Origin of the sequence: Salsipaludibacter albus, assembly GCF_019798055.1 — a bacterium.
Classification (GTDB): domain Bacteria; phylum Actinomycetota; class Nitriliruptoria; order Nitriliruptorales; family Nitriliruptoraceae; genus Salsipaludibacter; species Salsipaludibacter albus.
This window is the reverse complement of the sequence record NZ_JAHOPH010000004.1, coordinates 109,289-124,988: the sequence shown is the minus strand read 5'-3', so window position 1 is coordinate 124,988 and position 15,700 is coordinate 109,289. Positions and strand designations below refer to the sequence as shown.

General features: G+C 71.7%; 9 protein-coding genes. All 9 read left to right on the top strand.

Features of this window, described 5'->3' with window-relative positions; genetic code table 11:
* The first annotated feature begins 260 nt into the window (after positions 1–260).
* The 9 genes from KR546_RS04335 (at position 261) to KR546_RS04295 (ending at position 15,650) form a co-directional block, all read left to right on the top strand.
* Complete coding sequence (locus tag KR546_RS04335; RefSeq protein WP_238443473.1) at positions 261–1,709, top strand: gluzincin family metallopeptidase; 1,449 nt, start codon at positions 261–263, stop codon at positions 1,707–1,709.
* An 89-nt stretch (positions 1,710–1,798) separates the two neighbouring features.
* Entirely contained in the window at positions 1,799–3,487 is a 1,689-nt protein-coding gene (locus tag KR546_RS04330) for an aryl-sulfate sulfotransferase (protein ID WP_238443472.1), read from the top strand.
* Positions 3,488–3,491: 4 nt separating this feature from the next.
* Positions 3,492–5,453, top strand: coding sequence for an endonuclease/exonuclease/phosphatase family protein (locus tag KR546_RS19565; protein WP_238443471.1), 1,962 nt, complete (start codon positions 3,492–3,494; stop codon positions 5,451–5,453).
* A gap of 132 nt (positions 5,454–5,585) precedes the next feature.
* The gene (uvrB, locus tag KR546_RS04320) at positions 5,586–7,631 is read left to right on the top strand and encodes an excinuclease ABC subunit UvrB (RefSeq protein WP_238443470.1); all 2,046 of its coding nucleotides are present in this window, start codon (positions 5,586–5,588) and stop codon (positions 7,629–7,631) included.
* A 199-nt stretch (positions 7,632–7,830) separates the two neighbouring features.
* Complete coding sequence (locus KR546_RS04315) at positions 7,831–8,769, top strand: ABC transporter ATP-binding protein (RefSeq protein ID WP_238443469.1); 939 nt, start codon at positions 7,831–7,833, stop codon at positions 8,767–8,769.
* Between the two features lie 27 nt (positions 8,770–8,796).
* Positions 8,797–9,972 carry an ABC transporter permease gene (locus tag KR546_RS04310; RefSeq protein ID WP_238443468.1) on the top strand — a complete coding sequence of 392 codons (1,176 nt, stop codon included), beginning with the start codon at positions 8,797–8,799 and terminating at the stop codon, positions 9,970–9,972.
* Positions 9,969–11,132: an ABC transporter permease gene (locus KR546_RS04305; RefSeq protein WP_238443467.1), complete on the top strand. Its 1,164-nt coding sequence runs from the start codon at positions 9,969–9,971 to the stop codon at positions 11,130–11,132. The genes KR546_RS04310 and KR546_RS04305 overlap by 4 nt, the downstream gene beginning before the upstream one ends.
* A gap of 426 nt (positions 11,133–11,558) precedes the next feature.
* Positions 11,559–11,888, top strand: a complete 330-nt coding sequence (locus KR546_RS04300) for a hypothetical protein (RefSeq protein WP_238443466.1) — start codon at positions 11,559–11,561, stop codon at positions 11,886–11,888.
* A 147-nt stretch (positions 11,889–12,035) separates the two neighbouring features.
* Positions 12,036–15,650 carry a M6 family metalloprotease domain-containing protein gene (locus KR546_RS04295; RefSeq protein WP_238443465.1) on the top strand — a complete coding sequence of 1,205 codons (3,615 nt, stop codon included), beginning with the start codon at positions 12,036–12,038 and terminating at the stop codon, positions 15,648–15,650.
* Positions 15,651–15,700 lie beyond the last annotated feature (50 nt).

Sequence of the window (15,700 nt, the reverse complement as noted above, 5' to 3'; positions counted from 1 at the left end):
GGGAGCGCGCACGGGTGGTGCTGGTCGTCGTGGTGGTGGTCCTGGGGCTCGGGGCGTGCGACACGGACGGTGGCACGCCATCGGAGTCCACGGGGTCCGGCCAGCCGTCCCCCACGACGGCTCGGGCGACGCCGGTGCCGTCGACGACGCCCACACCCGGCTCCACCGCGACGTCGAGCCCAACGTCGAGCCCGGGGCCGGCGACGGTCTCGCCGGACGTGGCGACCGGTCCCCTCGACCGGGACGGACAGGCCAGCCCGATGCCCACGTCGTGGGCCCTGCCGGACCTCCTGGCCACCCCCGACGTCGCAGCCACGGCCTCGGTGGCCGAACTCCAGCAGGCTGCCGTGGACCTGCTGGCCACCGCGGACGGGGTGGTCGTGGAGAGCCAGCGAGCGCTGGTCGAGGCGGCCACGAGCGCCGGACCGGTCACGGTCGGGTCGGCGTCGGTGGACCGCGACCGGGTGACCGCGTCACTGGCCGTCGCCGTGCCGGCCGCCGACGACCAGGTCGTGCTCCGGATCCTGGCCGCCAGCGAGTCGATCGGGCCCTCGGTGGACTCGCTGGCGATCACGGCCACGGTCACCGGGAGCGACGTCACGACCACGGTCGAGCCCGAGCTGGACCGGGTGGTCGTCGACCTCGGCGCAGCCGCCCCGGACGGGGTCGTGCTCCACCTGGACGTGGCCTACGACCTCCCTGCTGCCGAGGACCTCGCCGCCGGGGGCGGACCGGCCGGCTACGGACTCCTGGCCGACCACGGTGACGTCGTGACCCTCGGCCACTGGCTGCCCGCCGTCGTCGCGGTGCCCGACAACGACGGGGCCGTCCCGCAGTGGGGTGACCTGGGCGCGTTCGCGGCCGGCACCTGGGTGGTCGACGTCACGGTCCCCGAGGGCACCCTGCGCACGGGGGCGGTGGACCGCGCGACCCCGGAGGGCACGGTGCGAGCACTGGGCTTCGGCCTGCGCGACCTCGCAGCGACGTGGTTCCCGGACGGCGCGACCCCGACCACCGTGGCCGGCGACGGGGCGGCCGCGCCCGTCGTCGTCGCGACCAGCGACGACGGGTCCGACGACAGACCGGTCGCCCAGGTCAGCCACGACCAGCTGGTCGCCTACGCCGAGCGCTGGGGCGATCTTCCGTGGCCCGAGCTGGACCTCGTCCGCGCTCCGATCCTGCCCGCCGCCGGGATGGAGTTCCCGGGCCTGGTCATCGAGGACACCGAGTACTGGCAGCCGACCGACGTGGGCACCGAGTTCACGCTCGCCCACGAGTGGGCCCACCAGTACTTCCACGCACTCGTCGGCAACGGGTCGTTGTCGGACCCGGTCGTGGACGAGCCGCTGGCGCAGTACCTCACCTGGCGCTGGTTCCTCGCCCAGGACGGCCAGGCCTTCGCCGACGGCCTGGCCGCCCGGAGCCTGTCCGACGAGGGCCAGCCCGACCGCGTGGCCCCGGCCCAGGCGGCAGCCGACTTCCCGGACGGCTCGACCTACTCCGTGGCGATCTACCGCACGGCGGCCACGGCCTGGGTCGACGCGGCCGAGGCGCACGGGGTGGACGTGGTCGACGACGCGATCCGCCAGGTGATCGCCGACCACGCCCTGGGCGTCGCCGACGTCGAGTCCCTCCTCGCCAGCGTCGAGCAGGTGTCCCCGGCGGTCGCCGAGGACCTGCGTGAGGCGTTCTCCACCGCCCCCGGCTGAGCACGCCCGGGACCGTCCGGACGGGGCAGGTGGGCGGTGTTCGGGGGTCGGGGTGCGCTAGCGTCCGGGCCCGTGCGAAGGAGGCGTCCATGGTGCGACGTTGGCGGACCCCGCTGCTGCTGGTCGTGGTGCTGGGAGCCCTGGTGGCGCTGGCCGTCGGCTGGTACCGCACCGTGCCCTCGGGGCTGCGCGGCGTCGCGGACGACGTGGCGGTCACGCGCGATCCCGACAACGCCATCCGTGGCACGGTCAGCCTCACCACGAGCGACCCCAGCACGGTCGAGGTCCGGGCCGTCGCCCCCGGTCACCAGCTCACGGTCGGCGGGACGGACTCGCCCGCGACCAGCCACGACGTGCCGTTGCTCGGGTTGCTGGCCGACACGACCTACGACGTCGCGGTCACGGTCCGCGACGCCGCGGGTGACGAGGTGGCGAGCGCCGAGGTCGGAACCCTGGTGACGACCCCGCTGCCGCTCGACCAGCTGCCGCCCATCACGGTCGACGTGTCGCAGCCCGAGCGGATGAGCCCCGGCCTGACCCTGTTCAACTCGATCTACCGACCCCCGGTCGCCGGCGCCGAGCCGAACACCCACGCCGGCTACATCCAGGTCGTGGACGCCGAGGGTCGGATCGTCTGGTACCACAACGAGCCCGGCCGGGTGCAGCAGCTCGTCCGCGACGACGACGGCAACTTCCTGTTCGGCATCGACGAGGACTCCACCCGACTGATCGCACCCACCGGCGAGGTGCTGGGGGAGTGGCGCGGCACCGCCACGGGCTCCGAGGAGGGCGCCCGCGGCTACGGGCTGTCGCCCGGCGAGGTCATCGACCTGGACGTCCACAGCACCCACCACGAGACGCTCGAGACCGAGGACGGCAACTACGTCACCCTGACCCGGGTCGTCGAGGAGGTCGCCTACCCGGACGGGCTGTGCGAGTCGTCCGAGCCCGGCGACGTCGAGAACATCGTCGGCGACGCGGTGGTCGTGTTCGATCCCGCGGACGGCCAGGTCCTGCAGGAGCTGTCGTTCTTCGACGCCCAGGACGTCCGCGACGACCCGCGTCCGGTCGAGTCCGACTACTGCTCGGCCGGCTACCTCGACCCGCAGTTCCCGGAGGGGTACCAGCCACGTGACTGGACCCACGCCAACGCGGTGATCCCGATCGACGACGGGGACACCTGGCTCGTGTCCAACCGCCACACCGATTCGCTGTGGGCCCTGCGCGCGGTCGACGACGAGGGCGGTCCGGCCGGGTCACTGCGCTGGGAGGTCGGCGTCGACACGGGCTGGGAGATGGTCGGCGACGGCCGGTGGTTCTGGCACCAGCACGCCCCCGAGCTCCAGGACGACGGCACGATCCTGCTCTACGACAACGGCAACCTGCGCGACGACGCGCCCGAGCCCTACAGCCGGGCGGTCCGCTACGCGATCGACCCCGAGGCCCAGACCATCGAGCAGCTCTGGGAGCACCGCATGGACCCGGACGTCTACGCCTCCTTCGTGGGCGACGCCGACCGGCTCGACATCGAGGGTGGCGGGCACAGCGTCCTGATCACCCACGGGGGCCAGACCGCCGCCTGCGAGCTCCCCGAGGCCGAGGACGACACGACGTTCGTCCACGGCCAGCTCGTCGAGGTCGACGAGGCCACCAACGACATCGTCTGGCAGCTGACCACCCGGGACGACGAGCACTGCGAGGGCTGGGGCATGTACCGGGCCGAGCGGATCCCGAGCCTGTACCCACCGGGCTGGGACGTGACCGAGACGTTCGAGTAGCGCCGTGCCCGAGGTGTCCGACATCCCGCGGACCCGACCGGCGACGGTGCTGCTGGTCGTCGTGGCCGCGGTGCTGGCCGAACTGCTGCGGGTGTCGTTCCCGCTGCTGTACGCACTGGCCGAGGACCTCGGCTTCCTGACCGCGGCCTGGCTGGTGCCGGTGCTGTTCGCCCTGCCGCTGCTCGCGGCCCCCGTCGGTCGGTTCGTGCACCCGAGGGTGCTGCTGGGGGTCGGCGGCGCGGTGCTCGGCGGCGCTCGCGTCGTCGTCCAGGTCCAGGCCACGCCGGCGCTGGTCGTGGTGATGGCGGGGGTCGTGGCCGGCCTGGTCACGCTCCCGCTCGTGGTGCGGGTCGTGGTCGCCCGTCGGGGGGCGCGGGCGGCGACCACCGGGCTGTTCGTCGGCCTGGCGGTCGACGCCGGGATCCGGTTGGCCTTCGTGACGTGGGACCCGTCGTGGCAGTCGTCGGTGGCGGCCATGGTCGTCGGGCTGGCGATCGCCACCCTGGTCGTGGTCGCCACGGGGTGGGTCGTGGCCTCGACCGGACCATGGGGACCCGACCGGCTCCGTGGGGCCATCGTGGTCGCCCCGGTCCTGGCGCTGCAGACGCTCGCACTGGCCAGTCCGGCGTTCGTGGCGTCGTCCGCCGGCCTGGGGCTGGCAGCCTCCGGGGCGGTCGTCGTCGTGGGGCTGGGCCTGGCGTGCGGCGGCCTGCTCGGGAGCGGGCACGCCCGGCGGGTGGCGGTCGGCGTGGCGGCGACCACCGTGGTGGCGGTCGCCGCGCTGGCCACCGGACCGACCGCCGTGGGCGGCCCGGTCGTCGTCGTGCTCGTTCTGGCGGCCCAGTGGGCGGTCGGGGTGCTGGTCGTCACCGCGCTGGACCGCGCGGGGGCGACCGGGACCCGGGCCGAGTCGGTGACGCCGTCGGCCCCGGGGCGCGCCTGGCGGACCGGGCTCGGGGGCGGGATCGGTGCCCTGGTGCTCGTGGCAGGCATGCTGCCCTACCAGATCTCCTACGAGCTCCCGTTGGGCGTGCCACAGGCGACCTGGCCCGTGTTCGTCGCACTGGTGCTGGTCGCCACGGCCGTGGTGGCACCGCCCACCGCCGTGGAGGAGGCGACGGTGGACCAGGCCGGCGGTGCCGACCGCGGGCGGGCCGGGACGGTGACGGCCGTGCTGGCGGTCGCACCGGTGCTGGTCGTGCCCGCCGTGCTCGCGCTGACCGGGCCGGGGTCGGCCCGCGAGGACGGGTCCGGGCCGGCGGGGGAGGAACGCGTGCGCGTGGCCACGTACAACCTCCATTCCGGGGTGGGGACCGACGGACGACTGGACCCCGACCGCATCGCCGACGTGCTGGAGGAGGGGGGCGCGGAGGTCATGGCGCTCCAGGAGGTCGCCCGCGGCTGGCCCCTGGCCGGCGGGATCGACCTCGCGTCGTGGCTGGGGCGACGCCTGGACGCCCAGTTCGTGTACGGGCCGGCCGCGGACCACCAGTTCGGCAACGCGGTCCTGTCGACCCGGCCGATCCAGCGCTGGCGCTCCGGGACCATGCCGAAGGGTGAGGGCCCGATGCGGCGCGGCTGGGTGGCCGCCTCCGTCGCGTTCGACGACGACGTGCTGGAGGTGTTCAGCATCCACCTGCAACACCAGGACGACACCACCGCGACCCGCCAGGACCAGGCCCGGTTGGTGCTCGCGGCGTGGGACGGTGCCGAGCGCACGGTGCTGGCCGGCGACCTGAACTCGCGTCCCGGATCGCCCGACATCGCCCCGTGGTTCGACGCCACCGGCCTGGTCTCGGCCCAGGCGGACGGCGAGATCCGTCCCACGTCACCGGCCGATGCGCCGGACCACACCATCGACTGGATCCTCGGCACGCCCGACCTGGCCTTCCGCGACGTCGACGTGCCCGCCACCACCGCCAGCGACCACCTCCCGATCTTCGCCGACGTCACGCGCTCGCCGTGACCTTGGGGGCGGGGTGGGTTGTCGGACCCCGGGGGTAAGTTCGACGGCATGACGACGAACACGACTTCCCAGCCGCTCCTGCCCCCCACGACCCCCCGGGCGAATGAGGTCCCCGACCTGCCGGACCAGTCCGTGCAGCCGGGGCGCACCGATCGCCAGGCGGGCACGTTCCGCGTGGTCAGCGACTTCGAGCCCGCCGGTGACCAGCCCGCGGCCATCGCCGGCATCGTCGACGCCCTGGGCGCCGGCGAGAAGGCCGTGACCCTGCTGGGGGCCACGGGAACGGGCAAGACCTTCACGGCCGCGAAGGTGCTCGAACAGGTCAACCGGCCGGCCCTGGTCATCGCGCCGAACAAGACCCTGGCGGCCCAGCTCGCCAACGAGTTCCGCGACTTCCTGCCCGACAACGCCGTCGAGTACTTCGTCAGCTACTACGACTACTACCAGCCCGAGGCCTACGTCCCGTCGTCGGACACCTACATCGAGAAGGACTCGTCGGTCAACGACGAGATCGAGCGACTGCGACACCGCGCCACGATGGCGCTGCTGTCGCGACGTGACACGCTGGTGGTCGCGTCGGTGTCGTGCATCTTCGGCCTGGGTTCGCCGTCGGAGTACGCCGACCACATCCTGTGGCTGCGCAGCGGCGAGGAGATCGGGCTCGAGCGCACCATGCGCCGGCTGGTGGACCTGCAGTACAGCCGCAACGACCTCAACCTCGTCCGGGGCACGTTCCGGGTCCGGGGCGACACCCTCGAGGTGTTCCCGGTCGACAGCGACAAGGCCCTGCGGGTCGAGTTCTTCGGTGACGAGATCGACCGGATCGCGCGGGTCGACACGGTCACCGGCGAGGTGTCGGGCAACCTCGAGCGCTACGCCGTGTTCCCCGGGTCGCACTACGTGACGTCGGACTCCACGCTCGTGCGGGCCGCGACGACCATCGAGGAGGAGCTGGGCGAGCGGCTCGAGCAGCTCCGGTCGCAGAACAAGTTGCTCGAGGCCCAGCGGCTGCAGATGCGCACCAACTACGACCTCGAGATGATCCGCGAGGTCGGGTTCTGCAATGGCATCGAGAACTATTCGCGTCACTTCGACGGACGCGCGCCCGGCGAGCCGCCGTTCACGCTGCTGGACTACTTCCCCGACGACTTCGTGCTGTTCGTCGACGAGTCGCACGTCACGGTGCCCCAGATCGGGGGCATGTACGAGGGTGACCGCTCGCGCAAGGAGACCCTGGTCGACCACGGGTTCCGGCTGCCCTCCGCACTGGACAACCGACCGCTGCGCTTCGAGGAGTTCCTCGAGCGGATCGGCCAGCGGCTGTTCATCTCGGCCACGCCCAGCAACTACGAGCGGCGCGAGTCCTCCAGCATCGTCGAGCAGATCATCCGCCCGACCGGCCTGGTCGACCCCCAGGTCGAGATCCGTTCGACCACCGGCCAGATCGACGACCTCATGGAGGAGATCCGGGCGCGGGCCGAGGCCGACGAGCGGGTGCTGGTCACCACGCTGACCAAGAAGATGGCCGAGGACCTGACCGACTACCTCGTCGACAACGGCGTGCGGGTCCGCTACCTCCACTCCGACATCGACACGGTCGAGCGCGTGCAGATCCTGCGATCGCTGCGACTGGGCGAGTTCGACGTGCTGGTGGGGATCAACCTGCTGCGCGAGGGACTCGACCTGCCCGAGGTGTCGCTGGTCGCGATCCTCGACGCCGACAAGGAGGGGTTCCTGCGCTCGTCGACCTCGTTGGTGCAGACCATCGGGCGTGCGGCCCGCAACGTCAACGGCACGGTGGTGATGTACGCCGAGGACCTGACCGACTCGATGCGCTACGCGATCGACGAGACCAACCGGCGTCGCGAGGCCCAGCTGGCCCACAACCTCGAGCACGGCATCGACCCGCAGACGATCCGCAAGCGGGTCGGCGACATCATCGCCGCCGTGCGTGCCGAGGAGGCCGGCGAGGACTACGCCCCGGTCGAGCGCGAGTCCCTGGCCCGGGTCGACACCTCCGACATGCCCCTGGCGGACCTGGAGGGGCTGATCCACCGGCTCGAGGAGGAGATGCACGAGGCTGCCGCCGACCTCCGCTTCGAGTACGCCGCCCGTCTCCGCGACGAGATCTCCGAACTCCAGCGCGAACATCGCCACATGTCGCAGGCTGGGATCTGACGGCTTCCTTGGCGATTTCCAATGCTGGTCGATGCTGCCGGCTTCGCAGCAGCGGCTGTGCGGGACCAGCACGCGAACACAGGCTCATGTCGCAGGCGAACGTCTGACAGTGGACGGGCGTCGGGGGACGTCGCCCACTGCCGGCGGGGTGGGGGACTAGGTTCGGGATCGCTCGCGACACGCGCACGGACGAGGGGTCATGGACCAGGTGTTGGACTGCGCCGGACTGGTGCGCCGGTTCGGTGACCTCGTGGCCGTGGACGACGTGTCGTTCACGATCGCGCCGGGCGAGACCTACGGGTTGCTCGGGCCCAACGGGGCCGGCAAGACCACGACGATCTCCATGGTCGCCGGGCTGCTCGAACCCGATGCCGGTGCGGCCCGCGTGGCCGGCATCGAGATCGGGCCGGCAGCCGTCGACGCCAAGCGCCACATCGGTCTGGTGCCCCAGGACCTCGCGATCTACCCCGACCTCACGGGGCGTGAGAACCTGCGGTTCTTCGCCCGGCTGCAGGGCATGGCCAAGGACGTGCGCGAGTCCCGGATGGGCGAGGTGCTCGAGGTCATCGGCCTGGTCGACCGTGCCGACGACCTCGCCAAGGAATACTCCGGCGGGATGAAGCGTCGGCTCAACATCGGCATCGGCCTGCTGCACCGTCCGGCCCTGCTCGTGCTCGACGAGCCGACGGTCGGGGTCGACCCCCAGTCCCGCAACGCCATCCTGGAATCGGTCGAAGCCCTGTCGGGCGAGGGCATGGCCGTGCTCTACACGACCCACTACATGGAGGAGGCCGAACGTCTCTGCGACCGGATCGGGATCATCGACCACGGCAGCCTCCAGGCCGAAGGGACCCGCGACGAGCTGGTCCGCCTGACGGGCGAGGTCGACCGGATCGACCTGGCCGGTGGGGGAGAGGTGGGGGCTGCCGCGGTGGCCCTTGGGGACCTTCCCGGCGTCCACCAGGTGGCCGAGGACGGACGCACGATCACCCTGACCGTCGTGGACGCGTCCGCCGTGCTGGCCGAGGTCGTGTCGACCGCAGCTGCCGCGGGCATGTCCCTGGCCGACGTCGAGGTGTCCCAGCCGGACCTGGAGGCGGTCTTCCTCCACCTGACCGGGCGGGCCCTGCGTGACTGACGGCACCCGCCGCCGGGGAGGGCGGGCGTGAACCTGCGTGCGATCGTCACCATGACGGGCAGCGACCTGCGCCAGCGGGTCCGCGACCGGTCCGTGCTGGTGTTCGGACTGGCCGTGCCCTTCGCGCTGATGGTCGTGTTCAACCTGCTGTTCTCCGGGGTGGGCTCGACCGAGGACTTCGAGGCCACGACCATCGCGATGACGGGCACCGCCGACCAACTGGGGTCCGCGCTGCAGGTGACCTTCGAGTCGATGTCGGTCCTGCCGGCCACCGTCGACCCGGCGTCCTCGGCCGACGAGGCCCGCACGGCGGTCGTCGAGGAGCGGGCGGACGTGGCGATCCTGGTCCCGGAGGACTTCTCGACGCAGGTGCAGGGCGGGGGCTCACCCGAGGTGGAGGTGGTCCGCTCGGGCGACGGGTCGCTGGAGGAGGACGTCGTGATCGCGGTGACCGACGGGTTCGTCGACCGCGTCGCGACCGCCAGCCGGGCCGCCGCCGCGGGTGGGTCCGTGGGCCTCGACTCGTCCGCCGTCTCGGCGCTGGCCGGCGAGGTCGCCCAGGCCGACCAGTTGGTCACCACGTCACCGGGCCGGGTGGCCGACGAACAGCTCAGCCTGCAGGGCAGCCTGGTCGCGGGCCAGACCGCCCTGTTCATGTTCTTCACGGTGGGGTTCGGAGTCATCGGCTACCTCCAGGAACGCGACACCGGGACCCTGCCGCGCCTGCAGTCCATGCCGATGCACCCGCGCGACATCATCGTGGCCAAGACCCTGGTGTCGTTCGTCCTGGGCCTGGTGTCGACGAGCATCCTGCTCACGGCGGGCAGCCTGCTCTTCGACGTCGACTTCGGATCGGTCGTGCCGATCGCGGTCCTGGTGGTGGCGACGGTGGCCGCGGCGACCAGCTTGGTGCTGGTCGTCACGAAGGTCGCCCGCACGGCGGAGCAGGCGTCCACGATCAACGCCATCCTCGGCATCGCGCTGGGCGTGCTCGGCGGGGCGTTCTTCCCGATCGGCGGGGGCGGCTGGCTGTCGCGCCTGTCGGACCTGACCCCACCGGCGGCGTTCATCCGTGGCCTGGGCATCACCAGCGCCGGCGGTGGGGTCACGGACCTGGCCGAACCGCTGGCCACCGTCGCCGGGTTCCTCGTGGTCGCCGTGGTCCTCGCACTGGTGCTGCCCGCACGACAGGTCGAGGCATGACGGCGGTCCGCGCGATCGCCGGCACCTCGCTGCGTCGCTTCCTCCGCGACCGGTCGAACTACTTCTTCGTGTTCGTGTTCCCGATGATCCTGGTCGTCCTGATCGGGCTGCAGTTCGGCAGCGAGAGCGCGTCCGGTCGCGCCCTGGTGGTCGGCGGATCGGACCTCGCCGGACGGGTCACCGACGCGCTGGAGGCACGGGACGTCCAGGTGGCGCGGGCGGACTCCGTGGCCGATGCCCAGGAGCGGATCGCGCGTGGCCGGGCCGACGCGGCGGTCGTCGTCGAGGCCGATGACGACCGATCGTTCGCGGCCGGCGAGCCCACCGACCTGGCCGTGATCACGGGCACGTCGACCGACGCCATCGCCGTCCAGCAGATCGTCGGCCAGGTGGTTGCCGGGGTCGGCGGCACCCGGGTCGCCGAACTGGCGCTGGTCGACGCCGGGGTCGACGACGACACCGCCCGGGAGGCGCTCGCCGCGGCGAGCGGGACCGGTCCGACCGTCGTCGTGTCGACTGCTGGTGGGGACGGGCTGGCCGAGGAGTTCGCCGGTCTCGGCGAGTTCGACCTGGGTGCCGCCCAGCAGGTTTCGCTGTTCGTGTTCCTGGCATCGCTGGCCGGGGCGACCAGCCTGATCCAGTCCCGCCAGCTGGGGGTCACGCGTCGCGAGCTGGCCGCACCGGTGACCACCGGCCAGGTGATCGCCGGCGAGGCGCTCGGGCGATTCGCGGTCGCGCTGGCACAGGGTGCCTACATCGTGGTCGGGACGGCACTGCTGTTCGGCGTCGACTGGGGGGACCCCGTGGCGACGGCCCTGGTGCTGACGCTGTTCTGCGCCGTGAGCGCCTCGGCCGCGATGGTGTTCGGGGCGAGCCTCGACAACGAGAACGTGGCGGGTGGCGTGGGCGTGGGGGTCGGGCTGGTCGTCGCCGCACTCGGCGGGTCGATGCTGCCACTGGAGCTCTTCCCGGACACGTTGCGGACGGTGTCGGGCGTGACGCCGCACCACTGGGCGTACCAGGCGTATGCCGAGATCAGCCGTCGGGGTGGCGGCGTGGCCGACGTGCTGCCCCAGGTCGCCGTCCTCGCGCTGATGACGGCGATCCTGCTCCCACTGGGTGCCTGGCTCCTGCGCCGGTCGCTGCAGCGGGCGCTGTGAGTGGTCGATGATCTGCCGGCCTCCCACGGCGGAGGTGGCTGCGCCGGGTGGTGCGCAACCGTGGCAGGGTCCGGGACGTCCCACCCTCGGGACGGACGCGACCGGCCCGTCGAGGAGGCAGGGATGACGGCACCAGGGCGTGCAGGCCGGCTCGATCGGCCGATCGCGACCCGGACCCGGTGGCCCCTCGTCGTGGCAGGTGCGGTCGTGGTCGTGCTGGCGGGTTGTGGCGGCGGGTCGGCCACGGACGCGTCGCCGACTCCGACGGTGACGTCGGCCGACCCGGCCTCGACGTCTCCCGCACCGGTTTCGTCGTCGCCCGTCGCCACGGCGTCGTCGTCGCCGACCGAGCCCCCGAGTGCGCCGGCGACGCCCGCCACCCCGCTGCCGACCGCCGATCCGTCCCGACCGCCGCCCGGACCGGTGGTGACCGTCGAGGCTGTGGAGCCGTTGCCACCCGGCGGCACGACCGTGCGGCTCCGGCCCGGCGAGCCCGTCACCGTGGCCGACGGGGTGACGGTCGAGCTCGTCGCGCTGGGCCCGGCGCAGGCGGGGTGCGACGACTGCCCCAACCACGCGACGGTCACGCTGTCCACGCCGGAGTCGGCGGGCCAGGCCGACATCACCATCGGGGGGCTGATGGAGCCATCGGTCCTGGAAGCGGCGCGGCGGCTGGAGGTCGGGTCGTGGGTCGTCCGTGTCGACGCCTTCGGCGACGACCACCTCGACGTCACCGTGGTGGACCTCGACGACTGACAGCCCACCCGGATCGCACACCCCGGGCGGGGGGCGCACGGAATCCCCGCCCGCCGGCCGGGTTTGTTGACGGGCCGGGTCTCGCGCTTAGGTTTCGGAGCAACGGGGATCCGGTTGGGGCATCCTCCTTGATGGCTGGGGGCGGCCGTGCCTGTCTTTCGATTTCCTGTTCGTCGTGCGCTGATCACGTTGGCCTGGGCGGTGGGGCTGTCGCTCGCGCTGTCGCTGGTGATGACCGAACCGGCCGGGGCCGCGCCGGCGGCACCCGGTGTCCGGGAGTTCCAGCAGCCGGACGGGTCCACGATCAGGCTCGAGGCCTGGGGTGACGAGTACGTCAGTGGCTACGACACCCTCGACGGGCACGCGGTGTTCCGTGAGCGCACCGACGCCCCGTGGTACTACGCCGTCCGAGCGCCGGACGGGTCGCTGACCGCGTCCGACGCCCTCGTGGGTCGGGACGCACCACCGGTGGCTGCCGGGCTGCGACCGGCACCCCGGGTCGTGGACAGCGCCCGCGCGTTCACCGAGGGCGCCCCCAGCATCACGGCCTCCGCCTCCGCCGACGCGCCGCCGTGGGCCGGTCCGGACACCGACATCCTGTTCATCGCGGTCGAGTTCTCCGACCTCGGGTGCACGTTCTCCGACACGACCTTCCAGGGGATCCTGGGCGGGGGGAGCGCGACCGGTCCGGGCAACCTCGAGGACTACTACCGCGAGATCTCCTACGGCGACCTGGAGCTGGACGTCACCGTCGAGGGCGGCGCCGGTGGCTGCTACACGCTGCCCGATTCGCGTGCGACGTACAACTCGGGCTCCAAGGACCACTTCGACCTGATGAACGAGGCGGTCGACCTGGCCGACGGCGACGTCGACTTCAGCCAGTACGACAACGACGGGGACGGCGTCATCGACGCGCTCGGCATCATCTACGCCGGAGGTGGCACCCACGACGGCTGCTTCGCCGACAACGGCGCGGCGGGCTCGGGCGACGACAACCTGTGGCCCAAGTCGCGCAACCAGACCTACGCGACCGACGACGGGGTGGACACCTTCAACTTCATCATCAACTCCGAGATCACTCGTGCGACCGACGGGGTCTGCGACGAGGCCCAGTCGATCGGGCTGTTCGCCCACGAGCTCGGGCACTCGCTCGGGCTGCCCGACCTCTACGACAGCGACAACTCCTCGGCCGGTGTCGGGTCCTGGTCGGCAATGGCCTCGCAGTACCTGACCACCACCGTGCTGGCCGACACACCCCCGCACTTCGACCCGTGGAGCAAGTGGATCCTGGGTTGGATCAGTCCCGACGACAAGACCGGCTTCTCCGGCAACGGGGCCATCGACCAGGTCGAGGACAACGGCTACGTCATCCAGCTGCTGGACAACCCCGACGGTCCCGAGGAGGGCGGCACCGGCGAGTACTTCCTGGTCGAGAACCGGCAACAGGTCGGCTTCGACGCCCAACTGCAGGGCTGTGGACTGCTGATCTGGCACATGGAGGAATCCCAGACCAACAACGAGAACGAGGGGCACACGACCGGCTCGCACCGGCTGGTCGACATCGAGGAGGCCGACGGGCTGGACCACCTGGACGGCACCGACCAGGGTGCAGACGACGGTGACCCGTTCCCCGGGAGTTCCGACAACCGCGAATTCCGCGGCGCCACCTACCCGACCTCCAACCTCTACGACGGCTCGCCCAGTGGCGTGAGCATCTCGGCGATCAGCGACTGCGCCCCGTCGATGACCGCCAACTTCGGCAACCCGGTGGCCGAGCTCGACATCGACAAGTCCGCGCCCAGCCAGGTCACCGCCGGCAACCAGTTGACCTACACCATCACGGTCACCAACAACGGCCCGGGGACGGCCTCCAACGTGGTCGTGACCGACACCCTGCCCGAGGGGGTGAGCTACGCCGCCGACACCGATTCGTGCGTGGACAACGGCGACTCCACCCTGACATGCTCGCTCGGGCAGATGCTGGCCGACGACTCGATCACCTTCCAGGTGGTCGTCGACGTCGCCCCGGACCTGGTCGTGGACGATCCCGACGGCACCGTCGGGATCGTGAACACCGCCACGGTCGACAGTGACCAGGCCGACGGCTTCCTCAGCAACAACACCGACGGCGCGACCACGATCGTCGTGGACCGGGCCGACCTCGAACTGACCAAGGTGTGCAAGCCCGACGCGGGTGTGCCACAGGATGCCGGGCAGGAGGCCTACTGCACCGTGAGCGTCAAGAACTTCGGACCCTCGGCGGCACGCGACGTCGAGGTGGACGAGCTCATCACGTCGGCGATCCCGTTCACCATCACCGACCTGTCGCCCGGGTGCGGTGACGTCGCGGCGACCCAGGGCCGTCGGGTCACCTGTGACCTGGGGGACATGGACGCGGGGGAAACCTCGACCGTGACCGTCTGGTTCACCTCGCTCCAGTCCGGTCCGATCAACGACATCGCCACGGTCGACGCCGCGACACCCGATCCCGACACCGACGACAACACCGACGAGGGCACGGTGCTGTTCCGGACGGTGGCCGACCTCGAGGTCACCAAGTCCGACAGCCCGGACCCGGTGGTGGCGGGCCAGGACGTCACGTACACCATCACCCTGACCAACCACGGTCCGTCGACCGCCAACGGCGTGGTGGTCAGCGACGGCCTGCCCGACACGGTCAGCATCGTGTCGGTCACGGCCGACCCGCCGGCGACATGCAACGCGGGCGAGCCCGGCACGTCCACCGCCCCGACCACGTGCAACTTCGGCAACGTGCCGTCCGGGGGTGTTCGCACCATGACGATCGTCGTCACGGTCGACCCCGACGCGACGGGCCAGATCACCAACGACGTCGTGGTGACCAGCACGACCCACGATCCGGACACCGAGAACAACACCGACACGACCACCACCACGATCGAGGCGATCGCGGACCTGTCGGTGACCAAGACCGACGAGCCGGACCCGGTCGTCGCCGGCGAGGAGCTCAGCTACTCGCTGCTGGTCGCCAACGCCGGGCCGTCGACCGCCTACGACGTCCTGCTCGAGGACCTGCTGCCCGACGACGTCTCGGTCGTCGACATCGAGGTGCTCGGTGGCACGGCGGACTGCACGGTGATCGAGGCGCCACCCCTGTCCGTGCGCTGCGACATCGGCGACCTCGACGCGGGCGACTCCCTGACCATCGTCGTGCACGTGCTGGTCGACGCCTCCGTGCCCGACGGGGCCGTGCTGGTCAACGAGGTCACCGTGACCACGACCTCGACGGACCCGGACCCGTCCAACAACACCGACAGCACCGACACCGACGTCCTGGCCGAGGCGGACCTGGCCATCGACAAGGTCGTCAACTTCGAGACCGGCAACGCGTCGACCACGATCATCTACACGGTCACCGTGGACAACCTCGGGCCGTCCGACGCCCAGGACGTGTCCGTGCTGGACCAGTTGCCGTCGGTCCTGACCGGAGGTGGCAACGAGAAGGTCGTGTTCGTGTTCGCGACCGACGGCTGCACCTACGACGCGACCGTCCCGCACACCGTGACGTGCGACGCCGGGACCCTCCCGGCCGGGGAGTCCGTGTCGTGGGACATCCACATCCAGGTCAAGGGCAGCGTCGGCAACATCGTCAACGTGGCCACGGTGTCGTCCTCCACGACGGACCCGGTGTCGTCCAACGACGTCATCGCCAAGACCGTGACGGTGAGTGGTGGATCGGACCGACCCGGGGGCCCGGGCGGGGGCCGCGGCAAACCGGGCTGATCACCACTGCTCGTCCGACCACGTGCCGGGCCGGCCCCAGGCGGGGTCGG

Bases quoted from the DNA above. Each gene is read 5' to 3' on its own strand.
- KR546_RS04335 (WP_238443473.1), top strand. From the start codon at position 261: ATGCCCACGTCGTGGGCCCTGCCGGACCTCCTGGCCACCCCCGACGTC.
- KR546_RS04330 (WP_238443472.1), top strand. From the start codon at position 1,799: ATGGTGCGACGTTGGCGGACCCCGCTGCTGCTGGTCGTGGTGCTGGGA.
- KR546_RS04315 (WP_238443469.1), top strand. From the start codon at position 7,831: ATGGACCAGGTGTTGGACTGCGCCGGACTGGTGCGCCGGTTCGGTGAC.
- KR546_RS04305 (WP_238443467.1), top strand. From the start codon at position 9,969: ATGACGGCGGTCCGCGCGATCGCCGGCACCTCGCTGCGTCGCTTCCTC.